This window comes from Ancylobacter sp. FA202 (assembly GCF_000380205.1).
Taxonomy (GTDB): Bacteria; Pseudomonadota; Alphaproteobacteria; order Rhizobiales; family Xanthobacteraceae; genus Ancylobacter.
In genome coordinates this window covers 3,871,919-3,884,739 of the sequence record NZ_KB904818.1, presented here as the reverse complement: position 1 = coordinate 3,884,739, position 12,821 = coordinate 3,871,919, and the positions used below count along the sequence as shown (strand labels likewise).

Genomic DNA, 12,821 nt, shown 5'->3' with positions numbered 1-12,821 from the left:
CGCGACGTCTTGCCAAACTCAAAGCAAAGCCGCCCGCGAATCGAAGGCGCAAAAAGAAAGCCGCCGGCCCGGCGGGACCAGCGGCTTTCCCTTGTTTACGCAAAAGCCGGCACCAGGGCCGGCCTGCGATCAGCCGACGCGGAGATTGACCGCCGAGGTCTTGCCGGAGCGCTGATCGGTCTGCAGCTCGAAGGACACCTTCTCGCCGTCACGCAGGCCCTGCAGGCCCGAACGCTGAACTGCGCTGATGTGGACGAAAACGTCCTTGCCAGCGCCATCGGGCTGAATGAAGCCGTAGCCCTTCTGATCGTTGAACCACTTAACGGTGCCGGTCTGGGTAGACATTAGGATAGTCTCACGTATCGAGGTTGCACATCCGGCGCAGGCACGGCCCCGCCGCTGGGTCGAATTTGGAAGAAAAGCTGAACGTGCACCCGCAGGTGTAACGGCCCAGAGTCCAGCCAAAGTCTGCGCGAGAGACTACCGCGAATGGCCGTGTTTGCAAGAGGCGCGGGCGGTAGAAGCAGTGCTTCCGCGGCCGAAATGTCGTCGCTCCAAGGAACGACGACATTGTATTGAATCTAACCGGACTAAACCGTCCGATTCAAAGCCGCGCCGCGTCAGAGCGGACGCAGATCAACCGCCGAGGTCTTGCCCGAGCGCTGGTCCGTCTGCAACTCGAAGGAGATCTTGTCGCCGTCGCGCAGGCTTTGCAGGCCTGAGCGCTGCACCGCGCTGATGTGGACGAAAACGTCCTTGCCGCCATTGTCGGGCTGAATGAAGCCGTAGCCCTTCTGCTCGTTGAACCACTTAACCGTGCCGGTATCCGCCATCAGAGACAACCTTCGAGACCAGTGAGACACCGGCGAACCCCTGCGGGACCCGCCGAATTGCGCCGAGCACCACCAGCCGGCGGCGCCTTGCGGCACCCTCGTCTGACGAATTCGCGCTGCGGTTAGCTTGGTCAGAAATATGTCATTTCCACGGCAAACGGCGCCACATTTAGGTCATAAAGCAACCGGGAGGTGAAAAAGTGCCGCAGCGTCATTTCCCAGACCCACGGGCGGGAACTCTGCCCGCCCCGGCCGGGTGTTAATAGCAATAGTTCTTGCTGACCTTGATCACCTGCCCGTTGGGGTAGCGGTACAGGCACTTGCCGCCGGACCAGTAGTAATACGACTTGTTCTTGTTCTTTTTCTTGTCGCTCTGGTTGCCGATGATCGCGCCGGCGGTGCCGCCGATTACCGCCCCCGCCACTGCGCCGCCGGCCTTGCCGGTGGTGGCGCCGCCGATGATGGCGCCAGCCGCGCCGCCGAGGAGCGCGCCGGCCGCCGTGTCATTGGCCCGCGCCGCGCCGGGGGCAAAGGCGAGAAGGCCGCCGGCGAGCGCCAGCGTCACAAGCGAGAAAAGGGCACGCATGGGTAAGATCTCCGCTGGGGCGGTGCCGCTCGCCGACACCCGCGCAAGGCCCAGGGACACTGACTTAGCGCTGGAAAACGCCCGCGCGAGTCGGTCCCGGACATTGAGGGTATCATAAGGCCACCCCCGGGCAGAAGCGCGCTCTGGCGCGCGCCTCCGGTCCGTTCGGCCGGAACCCGGGAGCGCGCCGCGCTCAGGCGTGCTGGGCTTCCACCACCGCGATGGCGGTCATGTTGACGATGCCGCGCGCCGTCACCGAGGGGGTCAGCACATGCGCCGGCCGCGCCGGGCCGAGCAGGATCGGGCCGACCGGGAGCGCGTCGCCGAACACCTTCACCATCTGGTAGCCGATATTGGCGGCGTCGAGATTGGGCATGACCAGGATATTGGCCACGCCCTGCAGGCGCGAGCCCGGCAGCACCCGCTCGCGCATTTCCGGCACCAGCGCGCTGTCGCCCTCCATCTCGCCATCGACCATCAAATCGGGGGCGCGCTGGAGGATCAGGTCGAGGGTGCGGCGCATCTTCAGCGCGCTGTCATCGTCGCGGCTGCCGAAGTCGGAATGCGAGAGCAGCGCCACCTTCGGCTCGATGCCGAAGCGCCGCACATGGGCGGCGGCGAGCTGCGCCATCTCGGCCAGGTCCTCGGCGGTGGGATCGGCCTGCACCTGGGTGTCGCACAGGAAGAACGCGCCCTTCTGGGTCAGCAGCATGGACAGCGCCGCCACGTCGCGCACGCCGGGCGCCAGGCCGATAATGGTGCGGATGTGGCGCAGATGCCGGGTGAAGCGCCCCTCGACGCCGCACAGCATGGTGTCAGCGTCGCCGCGCACCACCGCGATCGCCGCGATCACCGTCGGCGTCGTCCGCACCAGCGTGCGGGCGAGCTCGGGCGTCACGCCGCGCCGGCCGGCGCGCTCGACATAGGTGGTGACATAGTCGCGGTAGCGCGGGTCGTCCTCGGGGTTGATGAGGTCGAATTCGCGGCCCGGGCGAATCGAGAGGCCGAAGCGCTGCAGCCGGGTCTCCACAACAGAGGGGCGGCCGATCAGGATCGGGCGGGCGATGCCCTCCTCCACCACCACCTGCGCCGCGCGCAGGATGCGCTCATCCTCGCCCTCGGCGTAGATCACGCGCTTGGGCGCCTGCTTGGCGAGGGCGAAGATCGGCTTCATCACCAGGCCGGAGCGGAAGACGAAGCGGTCGAGCTGCTCCTGATAGGCGGCGAAATCGGCGATCGGCTGCTTGGCGACGCCGCTCTCCATCGCCGCCCGGGCGACCGCCGGGGCGATGCGCAGGATCAGGCGCGGGTCGAAGGGCGAGGGAATGAGCGAGGCCGGGCCGAACACCGGCGTCTCGCCGCCATAGGCACGGGCCACCACGTCCGAGGGCGTCTCGCGGGCCAGCTCGGCGATGGCGTTCACCGCCGCGACCTTCATCTCCTCATTGATCGTGGTGGCGCCGGCATCCAGCGCGCCGCGGAAGATGAAGGGGAAGCACAGGACATTGTTGACCTGGTTGGGGAAGTCCGAGCGGCCGGTGCAGATCATCGCGTCCGGGCGCGCCTCGCGGGCGAGGTCGGGCATGATTTCCGGCGTCGGGTTGGCCAGCGCCATGATCAGCGGACGGTCGGCCATCGCCGCCAGCATTTCGGGCTTCAGCACGCCGCCGGCGGAGAGGCCGATGAAGATGTCGGCGCCGGCGATCACCTCGGCCAGCGTGCGCAGCTCGGTCTTCTGGGCGAACACCCCCTTATAGGGGTCCATCAGCTTCTCGCGGCCCTCATAGACCACGCCCTCAATGTCCGTGACCCAGATGTTCTCGCGGCGGGCACCCATGGAGCGCAGCAGGTTCAGCGTGGCGATGGCGGCGGCGCCGGCGCCGGAGGTGACGATCTTCACGTCCTCCAGCTTCTTGCCGCCGAGGAACAGCGCATTGACGATGGCCGCCACCACGATGATCGCGGTGCCGTGCTGGTCGTCATGGAAGACCGGGATCTTCATGATCTCGCGCAGCCGGGTCTCGATCTCGAAACACTCGGGCGCCTTGATGTCTTCGAGGTTGATGCCGCCGAAGGTGGGCTCCAGCGCGGCGACCACGCTCACCACATGGTCCGGCTCCAGCGCGTTGATCTCGATGTCGAACACGTCGATGCCGGCGAATTTCTTGAACAGGACCGCCTTGCCCTCCATCACGGGCTTGGAGGCTTCCGGGCCGATATTGCCGAGGCCGAGCACGGCGGTGCCGTTGGAGACCACGGCGACGAGGTTCTGCCGGGCGGTCAGTTCCGCCACCAGCGACTTGTCGGCGGCGATCGCCTCGCAGACGGCGGCGACGCCGGGCGTATAGGCGAGGGCAAGATCGCGCTGGTTGGCGAGCGGCTTGGTCGGCTGGATCTCAAGCTTACCGGGACGCGGGTGGCGGTGGTAGAACATGGCGCCAGAGCGCAGGTCGTCGGAGATGTAAGAGGCCATTGTGTTTCCTTCCCCGGAGCTTGGCGCGGGAGCATAGGGATTCTGCTCCGACGCACAACGCCTTTCCCATTTTCTGGTGCTGGACTTTGGGCGGTTGGTTTAAGATAGGCCATCGGCCGGCGCGAGCCTGCCAGCCGTTCGCCTCAAGTCGCCCCCCGGCACGTCCCCAGGTCAGCCTCGCATGCGTAAGCCGTTTCTCGTTGCTCTCAGTGCCTTCGCCGTTCTTGGCGTCGGCGGCTATTTCGGCCTCACCGCCTATGTCAACCATGTCGCGCGCAGCGAAGTCGACTCGGCGCTCGGCACGCTGCGGGCCGGCGGGGTGGAGGCGAGCGTCGGCACGGTGAAGTATGACCTGTTCGCCGGGCGTTTCGAGCTGACCGACCTCTCGCTCGTCGGGCCGGTGCAGGGCGCGCTGAAGATCGGCTCGCTGGTCGCCAACGGTGTCGCGCAGCGCGGCGGGGACCGCGTCTTCGCGCAGACGGTGGAACTGGGCGACGTCACCCTCAGCCCGCCGCTGCTGATCGGCGCGCCGAATATCAGCCAGTATCAGGCGCCGCGCGTGGCCATCACCGCGCTGGAATTCCCGACCCAGGCGCCGGTCGACGGCAGCCCGCCGCAGATCGCCCTCGACTTCTTCCGCGGCATCACCGCCGAGCGCATCGACATCCCCGCCTCCACCGGCACCGGCGCCGTCGGCGTGGGCGACGCGCGTGTCACCAGCGAGGAGACGAATGGCGACATCCGGCTCGAAGGGCTCGCCAAGGGGCGCTTCGCCACCGTGGACGCCGCGCCGTCGCGCTTCACCATCGCCGGCCCCTCGGGCAGCACCGGCCGGGGCTCGATCGGGCGCGTCGACATCAAGGGCTTCGACGTGGCGGGAATGATGATCCTGCTCGATTCCGAGCTGCGCCAGGCCAATGACCAGTTCATCACCATCCATGATTCGGTCGCCATGGAGGATTACCAGATCACCATGGAAGGCGGCGTCGCGCAGCGCATCGCGCGCCTGTCGATGACGGATGTGGCGATCCGCCCCTCCGCCATCCCGGTGGACGAACTCCTCCAGTCCCGCGAGCAGCTGGAGAAGATCGGGGCGGCAGGCACCGAGGCCCCGCCGGCGGAAACGGCCGCGCTCTTCCGGATGGCGGCGGTCATTTATGATGAAGGCATCCGCATTGGCGGCCTCGCCGCCGAAGGGGTGGAAGGCACCGCACCCGGCGGCTTCGCCTTCGGCCTCGGCTCCTTCAGCGTCGGCGCTGTTGATGGCGGGCGGATGGACAGCTTCGCGCTGGAAAAGCTCACCGGCAAGGGGCCTGATGGCGAGGAGTTCCAGATGGGGCGCTTCGCGATCGGCGGCCTGAAGGCCGGTACGCTGATGTCGCTGCTGGCGGACGGCTCCGAGGACCCGCAGAGTGTCGGCCGCTGGCCGGCGCCGTTCTTCAACACCGTGGAGTCGGTGGAGATCACCAATGTGGTGTCCCCGACCGAGCAGGGCTCGCCGCTCAACATCGACCGGTTCGCCCTGACCTGGACTGCCGAGCCGGACGCCCTGCCGACCCGCATTTCCGCCACGCTGCGCATGAGCGGGCCGACCGCCATGATCAATGCCGGCAACGCCGCCTTCGCGCTGGTGCCGGGGCAGATGGACCGGGCCAGCATCGCCTTTGACTTCGGCGCCGCCTGGAACGAGGCCGATAACAGCGTGGTGGTCGACCCCGCCTATCTCGAAGTCTCTGACGCCTTCTCGTTCAATGCCAAGCTGACGCTGAGCGCAGTGGACGATTCCGTCTTCTCCACCGAGCCGGACGAGGCGCTGGCCGGCGCGATGGAGGTGAATCTCGGCGCGCTCGACCTCACCGTCACCGATGCCGGCCTCTACGACCAGAAGCTGGAAGCCGCCGCCAAGGAGCAGGGTCTGAAGCCGGAGGATGTCCGCCAGCTCATCGCCGGCTTCGCCGACCTGCTGCTGGCGCAGGCCGTGACCGACCGGCCGGAACTCGGGCCGGCGGTGGAGGCCTTCGTCCGCTTCGTGCAGAAGCCGATGGGCACGCTCGCTCTGCGCCTCACCCCGCGCCACGAGCCGCTGCCGGTGCTGCTGATCGTCGAGGCGCTGAACAGCGAGGACCCGCTGGGGCTCGTCGACGAGCTCAACGTCGAGACGCTCCCCGCGCGCTAAGCGGGAGGCGACAACCTCGACCTTCCGTCATCCCCGGGCCTGACCCGGGGACCCAGCCCTTGCCCCCTGCCCCTCCGGCATCCCTCTGGGTGGCCGGGTCAAGCCCGGCCATGAGGGTGCGCGTGGGGGCGGCCCCTCGGGCCCTACTTCTCCGGCAGGTTGGTGCGGATGTGCAGCTCGCGCAGCTGCTTCGGGCTGGCCTCGTTCGGCGCGCCCATCAGAATGTCCTGCGCCTGCTGGTTCATCGGGAAGATCGAGATTTCGCGCAGGTTCGTGGTGCCGCACAGCAGCATGACGATGCGGTCGACGCCGGCGGCCATGCCGCCATGCGGGGGCGCGCCATACTGGAAGGCGCGGTAGAGGCCGCCGAAGCGCTCCTGCACCGTCGCCTCGTCATAGCCGGCGATCTCGAACGCCTTCACCATCGCCTCGGGGCGGTGGTTGCGGATGCCGCCGGACGCGATCTCATAGCCATTGCAGGCGATGTCGTACTGGAACGCCTTGATGGTCAGCGGGTCCTGGTTGTTCAGCGCCTCAAGCCCGCCCTGCGGCATGGAGAAGGGGTTGTGCGAGAAGTCGACGCGCTTGTCCTCCTCGCTCCACTCGTAGAACGGGAAGTCGACGATCCAGGCCAGCTCGAACCGGTCATGGTCGACCAGCTTCAGCTCCTCGCCCACCTTGGTGCGGGCAAGGCCGGCGAAGCGCACGAACTTTTCCGGGTTGCCGGCGACGAAGAAGGCGGCATCGCCGGCGCCGAGGCCGAGCTGCGCGCGCACCGCCTCGGTGCGCTCGGGGCCGATATTGTTGGCGAGCGGGCCGGCGCCCGGAATTTCAGAGGATTCTTGGCCCTCGCGCCACATGATGTAGCCGAGCCCTGGCTGGCCCTCGCCCTGCGCCCAGCTGTTCATCCGGTCGCAGAAGGCGCGGGAGCCGCCGCCGGTGCCGGGGATCGCCCACACCCGGTTCTTCGGGTCCTCCAGCATCCGCGCGAACACCTTGAAGCCCGAGCCGCGGAAATGCTCGGAGACGTCCTGCATCTCGATCGGGTTGCGCAGGTCAGGCTTGTCGGTGCCGTATTTCTGCATCGAGGTGGCGTAGGGAATGCGCGGCCAGTTCTTCGTCACCGGCTTGCCCTCGGCGAACTGCTCGAACACGCCCGTAATGACCGGCTCGACGGCGGCGAAGATGTCTTCCTGCTCGACGAAGCTCATTTCCAGATCGAGCTGGTAGAACTCGCCCGGCAGCCGGTCGGCGCGCGGGTCCTCGTCGCGGAAGCAGGGGGCGATCTGGAAGTAGCGGTCGAAGCCGCTCATCATGATCAGCTGCTTGTACTGCTGCGGCGCCTGCGGCAGGGCGTAGAACTTGCCGGGGTGCAGGCGCGAGGGCACCAGGAAGTCGCGCGCGCCTTCCGGCGAGGAGGCGGTGAGGATCGGCGTCTGGAACTCGAAGAAGCCCTGCCCCTTCATCTTCGCGCGCATGGCGTCGACGATGGCGCCGCGGGTCATGATGTTCTTGTGCAGCTTCTCGCGGCGCAGGTCGAGGAAGCGGTAGCGCAGCCGCGTCTCCTCCGGGTACTCGACATCGCCGAACACCGGCATGGGCAGCTCGGCAGCGGGGCCCAGCACCTCGATCTCGGTGGCGTACATCTCCACCTGCCCGGTCGGCAGTTCGGGGTTCTCGGTGCCGGCGGGGCGCGAGCGCACCCGGCCATCGACCCGGATCACCCACTCGGCGCGGACCGTCTCGGCCAGCTTGAAGGCCGGGCTGTCGGGATCGACCACCACCTGCGTCAGGCCGTAATGGTCGCGCAGATCGATGAACAGCACGCCGCCATGGTCGCGGATGCGGTGGCACCAGCCGGACAGGCGCGCGGTGGAACCGACATCGCTGGCGCGAAGGGCGCCACAGGTGTGCGAGCGATAGCGGTGCATGGCGTCTTCCCGGAGTTGGTGCCGCCGAAACGGGGCGGACATAGCAAAACACCCCTCACGCGGGGCGCGCGGAGGGGTGCATGCGAGGGTCGGCTTTGTCAAGAAGGACAGGCGACCGCCCTGTGTTGAAGGCGGCGCCGGCCGGAAGCGATCAGGGCACGTAGCGCAGGCTGAGCCCGCCGACGCCCAGCGCCAGCGACGCGCCGACATTGCCCGAGACCGAGATCGGGTTGAGCGCGAAAGACTGGTCGGAGCCGACCAGCACATTGGCACCGACGCCGACGCCGAGCGCGATATTGCCGGTCACGCCGCCATAGCTGCCGGCGAGCGCGCCGGGCAGAACCGACTTCGTCACCGCCAGCACGCCCCAGGTCAGCACGCCGCCGCCGGTCACGCCCAGCTCGACGCCGATATTCTTGATGGTGCCGGCATAGCGCTGTTCCGGGCCGTTGTCGGCGGGGGTGAAGGTGCAGGTCAGTTCCTGCTTGGACTCGATGAGCATGCCGATGCTGGTGCCGGCATTGCACACCAGCACGCCGGCATCGACCCGATCGGCGGCGGAAGCGGGCACGAAAGACAGCGCCAGTGCGGCGGTGGCGAGAGCGAAGGCGGCCTTTTTCATCGATATCCCCCAGTCATGGCGGGCATGCCGCCGGAAAGCCTTTGCGACTCGTAGCCGCGAATGGTTAATCCTTTCGTGCAATTGCGGCATGTTTCGGGGTCGAAACGGCGCTCCGACTCCGATATGAAAAAAATCAACATGAACATGATCACCAGCACAGACGAACTCGCCGCGGCCTGCGAACGCCTCGCCCGCCATCCGTTCATCACCATCGACACCGAGTTTCTGCGCGAAACCACCTTCTGGCCCAAGCTCTGCGTCGTGCAGCTCGCCAGCGTGGACGAGGCGCTGGTGGTCGACGCGCTGGCGGAGGGCATCGATCTTGCCCCCCTCTTCGCGCTGATGTCGGACGCCAATGTGCTGAAAGTGTTCCATGCCGGCCGGCAGGACATCGAAATCGTCTGGCACCTCGCCGGCATCATCCCGCATCCGGTGTTCGACACCCAGGTCGCGGCCATGGTGCTCGGCCATGGCGATTCCATTTCCTATGACCAGCTGGTGCAGCGCATCACCGGCGAAATCCTCGACAAGTCGCTGCGCTTCACCGATTGGTCGCGCCGGCCGCTCTCCGCCGCCCACATCGCCTATGCCGAGGCCGACGTTACCCATCTGCGCGACGTCTTCCTCAAGCTCGACGCCGACCTGAAGAAGCGCGGCCGCGCCGACTGGGTGGGCGAGGAGATGGCGGTGCTCACCTCCGCCGACACCTACCGGCAGGAGCCCGAGCGCGCCTGGGAGCGGCTGCGCTCGCGCGCCCGCAAGCCCAAGGACCTCGCCGTGCTGATGGAGGTCTGCGCCTGGCGCGAGCGCGAGGCGCAGAGCCGCGACATGCCGCGCTCGCGCATCCTCAAGGACGACGTGATCGGCGAGATCGCCTCGCAGCACCCCACCTCGATCGAGAAGCTCGGCCAGCTGCGCGCCATCCCCAAGGGCTTCGAGCGCTCCCGCGCCGGCGAGATGATCGTCGAGGCGGTCAAGGCGGGCCTCGCCCGTGACCCGAAGACCCTGCCGCGCATCGAGCGCGACCGGCCGCTCTCGAACGGTGCCTCGGCGACGGTGGAACTGCTGAAGGTGCTGCTGCGCATGACCTCCGAGCAGCACGGCGTCGCCGCCAAGATCATCGCCACGGTGGACGATCTGGAGCGCATCGCCTCCGAAGACGAGCCGGATGTCGGCGCGCTGCGCGGCTGGCGTGGCGAACTGTTCGGCGATCGCGCCATGGCGCTGAAATCGGGCCGGCTGGCGCTGGCCATGCAGCGCGGCCGCGTCATCGCGATCGAGCGAACCGCGCTGGAGCGGGCGGCTCAGGAGCGGGCGAACCCGGAGGAGTGAGCACGGCGCCCGGCCGGCGCGCCGCGCGCAGCTCCACCAGCAGCGCCCGCAGCAGCGCCGGCTCGTCCCACGGCACCGCCTGCCAGATCGCCCGCAGCGCCGCGTCGGCCGGGCCGGGCATCAGCGCCTGCGGAAACAGCGCCACGCGGGCCTCGTCCCGCACGGTCGCGAGTGGCCCGGCGCCCTCCCCGCAAGGCGCCTCGGCCAGCGCCGTGAGCCACACCCCCACCAGATCCAGCCCGGCGCGCGCGCCGAAGGGCAATATCGGCGTCGGCTTGGCGTTGCATTCGAGCAGCCAGGCGTCGTCATTACCGTCGATCAGGAAATCGAACGACACGAAGCCGGAGGCGCCGAACGCCGCCACCAGCGCGGCCGACGCCGCGACGAGATCGGGGCGCGCGACATAGGCCAGCACATCCGCCGGCAGAATGTCGCGCGCGCGCCGCTCCGCCATCGCGCTCAGCACGCCGAGCGTGCGCCCCTCGATCGCGGCGGCGCAGGTCACCGCCAGCCGGCCCTCGATATAGGGCTGCACGCTCAGCTGCAGCGGCGGCGCCATCCAGTCGCGCTCGCGCAGCCGCGTCTTGAGCCGTCGCCACAGCGATGTCGGCCGCAGCCAGAGCGCGCAGGCCTCATCAAGCTCGGCCGGCGTGCGGCAGATACGGACCCCGCCACCGCCGCAGCTGCGCGGCCGCTTCACCACCACGGGAAAGCCGATCTGCCGCGCCGCCGCCCGCGCCTCGTCTGGGGTGGTGGTGAGAATGTCCTGCGGCGCCCGCACCCCGATCGCGCTGGCGAAGCGCTGGGTCAGCGGCTTCAGTGTCCGCGCCGGCAGGCTGTCGAGCCGGCCGAGCGAGCGAGCGAGGCAGGCCGTGAGGCCGGGGGAGAGCGCCGCGAAGCCGAGCCGGCCGCCGCCCGCGCGAATGGTCGAGAAACCACAGCGTGTGCTCATCACAGGGCACCAGCACATCAGGCGCGAAGGCGGCGACGGCGTGCTCCAGATGCGCCAGCAGGTGGCGGGCGTTCAAGGTGTCGGAAAGCGTAAAGCGCGCGCCGACATGGCGGGAGCGGAACATCAGGCTGTCGGCGTCGGCCAGCGCGCCGATCTCGGCGCCGGCAGCGGCGAAAGCGGCCGGCAGCCGGCAGCTGGAAATATGCCGGCCCTCCAGCGCGACCATCAGCACCCGCACGGGCCGGCCGCCGCCGGCCGGGGTGGCCGTCGAATCATGGAAGCACTCACGCACGAAACGGCCCCCGCCGACGCAGCCACGCTGCGCTCACCGGCGGTTCCAGCCGTGTCGGCGGCCCGAATCCAGACGGGTGGACGGTACTCTTTTCTTCCCGCCCTACCCCGAGAGCACGGTCGATTCGCGGCCGATCAGCCGGCCGAGCGTGCGCAGGCGGCTGGCGATGCGGTCGCCGCTCAGCGGCGCCAGTTCGCCGCGCAGCTGCAGCGCCAGCTTGCCGCGCTCCACCATCAGCGGCGTCAGCGGCAGCGTGCCCGGCATGGCGGCGGAGAGGATGTAGCCGACCCGCATCGCCGCGCCGAGAATGCGCGCCCGGTCCAGCAGCCGCGCCGAAACCAGCTCGCGGATGCGCGGCGACAGGTCCTCGTCGATCAGCCCCATATGCCGGTAATAGATGGCGAGCGCGAGGAAGGCCCGGCCGGGATGGTCCACCCCAATGAAGGAGGCGTGGGCGATGAGATTGAGGCTCTGCTCGCCGCGGTAATCGGGGTGCGCCCGCCAGCTGATGTCGGAGAGAAGGCAGGCGGCATGGCGCAGCCGCTTTTCCTCGACGCTCTCGTCAATGTGGCTGCTCTTCATGAACTGGTCGGTCCAGTCGATCAGCTCCCAGCCATGGGCGGGGGAGCGGGCGCGCACCTCGTTCAGCTCGGCGGCAGCTGAGATCAGCGGGTCGTGCTGGCGCTCCTCGGCCTCCAGCAACTCATAGAGCAGCCCCTCGCGCACGCCCTGCGCCGAGATGAAGACATTGGCCGGCTTGCCGATGCGGATCAGATGTTCCAGCACCAGCGCGCCATAGGGCAGCAGCGGCCGGCGCACGTCGGAAACGGTGTCGATGCGCGAGAGCGTGTCGATCGGCACCCGCCGCACCAGCCGGCAGAACTCCAGCGCCTCGCGGGCGGGGATGATGTAGCCGTGCATCACATGCAGCGGATAGCCGCGCTGGAACATGTGCAGCCGCGCCAGCGCGCGCCAGGTGCCGCCGACGGCGTAGAAGGTGCGCCCCCTGAGATGTTCGAGGTGCGGATCCTTGGTCAGCAGGTCCTTGACGATCTTGTCGGCCTTCTTCAGCGAGCGGCCGGACGTGTCCTGCAGCGCGAGGCCGCCGAGCGGGAAGGTCACGCCCGCCCCGATGCGCTGGCCTTGCAGATCGGCAAGCTCCAGCGAGCCGCCGCCGAGATCGCCGACCACGCCATTGGCGTGATGCACGCCCGAGAGAATGCCGAGCGCGGAAAGCTGCGCCTCGCGCTTGCCGGAGAGCACCTCGACCTCGGTGCGGCAGATTTCCGTGCAGGCGGCGACGAAGTCCGGCCCGTTGGCGGCGTCGCGCGCGGCCGCGGTGGCGAGCACATAGACCTTGCCCACCCCCATGCGGTCGCACAGCACCCGGAAGCGGCGCAAAGCGGCCAGCGCCTTCTCCACCGCGTCCGGGTTGAGCCGACCGGTGGTCAGCACCTCGCGGCCGAGCCCGCAGGAGGCCTTCTCATTGAAGATCGGCGTCGGCGAGCGCGACAGGCGCTCATAGACGACGAGGCGGACGGAGTTGGAACCGATATCGATGACGGCAACCGACATGCCGGACAACAGGCCGTGTCCGGCATCACGCAAGACTTCGCTCATGCGC

The 12,821-nt window shown here is 68.5% G+C and carries 10 protein-coding genes; 2 read left to right on the top strand and 8 right to left on the bottom strand.

From position 1 onward, the window contains the following. Window positions 1-129: 129 nt before the first annotated feature. The 4 genes from A3M1_RS0117840 to A3M1_RS0117825 form a co-directional block, all read right to left on the bottom strand. Window positions 130-345, bottom strand: coding sequence for a cold-shock protein (locus tag A3M1_RS0117840; protein WP_013165949.1), 216 nt, complete (start codon window positions 343-345; stop codon window positions 130-132). Window positions 346-620: 275 nt separating this feature from the next. Further along, window positions 621-833 (bottom strand): cold-shock protein, encoded by a 213-nt coding sequence (locus A3M1_RS0117835; RefSeq protein WP_018390360.1) that lies wholly within the window; start codon window positions 831-833, stop codon window positions 621-623. Window positions 834-1,092: 259 nt separating this feature from the next. After that, window positions 1,093-1,419 (bottom strand): glycine zipper domain-containing protein, encoded by a 327-nt coding sequence (locus tag A3M1_RS0117830; protein WP_038196864.1) that lies wholly within the window; start codon window positions 1,417-1,419, stop codon window positions 1,093-1,095. Between the two features lie 193 nt (window positions 1,420-1,612). Beyond that, window positions 1,613-3,892, bottom strand: a complete 2,280-nt coding sequence (locus A3M1_RS0117825; RefSeq protein ID WP_018390359.1) for an NADP-dependent malic enzyme — start codon at window positions 3,890-3,892, stop codon at window positions 1,613-1,615. Between the two features lie 181 nt (window positions 3,893-4,073). Between A3M1_RS0117825 and A3M1_RS0117820 the strand changes: the two genes are divergently transcribed. Continuing rightward, a complete protein-coding gene (locus A3M1_RS0117820) occupies window positions 4,074-6,068 on the top strand; it encodes a hypothetical protein (RefSeq protein WP_018390358.1) in 1,995 nt (664 codons plus the stop codon). Between the two features lie 143 nt (window positions 6,069-6,211). Here the strand turns inward: A3M1_RS0117820 and aspS are convergent, their stop codons facing one another. Further along, window positions 6,212-7,999, bottom strand: coding sequence for an aspartate--tRNA ligase (gene aspS, locus A3M1_RS0117815; protein ID WP_018390357.1), 1,788 nt, complete (start codon window positions 7,997-7,999; stop codon window positions 6,212-6,214). 151 nt (window positions 8,000-8,150) lie between these two features. Next, the gene (locus tag A3M1_RS0117810; protein WP_018390356.1) at window positions 8,151-8,621 is read right to left on the bottom strand and encodes a DUF992 domain-containing protein; all 471 of its coding nucleotides are present in this window, start codon (window positions 8,619-8,621) and stop codon (window positions 8,151-8,153) included. 138 nt (window positions 8,622-8,759) lie between these two features. Between A3M1_RS0117810 and rnd the strand changes: the two genes are divergently transcribed. Then, complete coding sequence (gene rnd, locus A3M1_RS0117805; RefSeq protein WP_018390355.1) at window positions 8,760-9,953, top strand: ribonuclease D; 1,194 nt, start codon at window positions 8,760-8,762, stop codon at window positions 9,951-9,953. Here the strand turns inward: rnd and A3M1_RS0117800 are convergent. Together A3M1_RS0117800 and A3M1_RS0117795 are read right to left on the bottom strand one after the other, a co-directional pair. Further along, window positions 9,889-10,905 (bottom strand): hypothetical protein, encoded by a 1,017-nt coding sequence (locus tag A3M1_RS0117800; protein ID WP_018390354.1) that lies wholly within the window; start codon window positions 10,903-10,905, stop codon window positions 9,889-9,891. The genes rnd and A3M1_RS0117800 overlap by 65 nt on opposite strands. Before the next feature lie 394 nt (window positions 10,906-11,299). Further along, on the bottom strand, window positions 11,300-12,817 hold the full coding sequence (locus A3M1_RS0117795; RefSeq protein WP_018390353.1) for a Ppx/GppA family phosphatase: 1,518 nt from the start codon (window positions 12,815-12,817) through the stop codon (window positions 11,300-11,302). Between the last annotated feature and the right edge of the window lie 4 nt (window positions 12,818-12,821).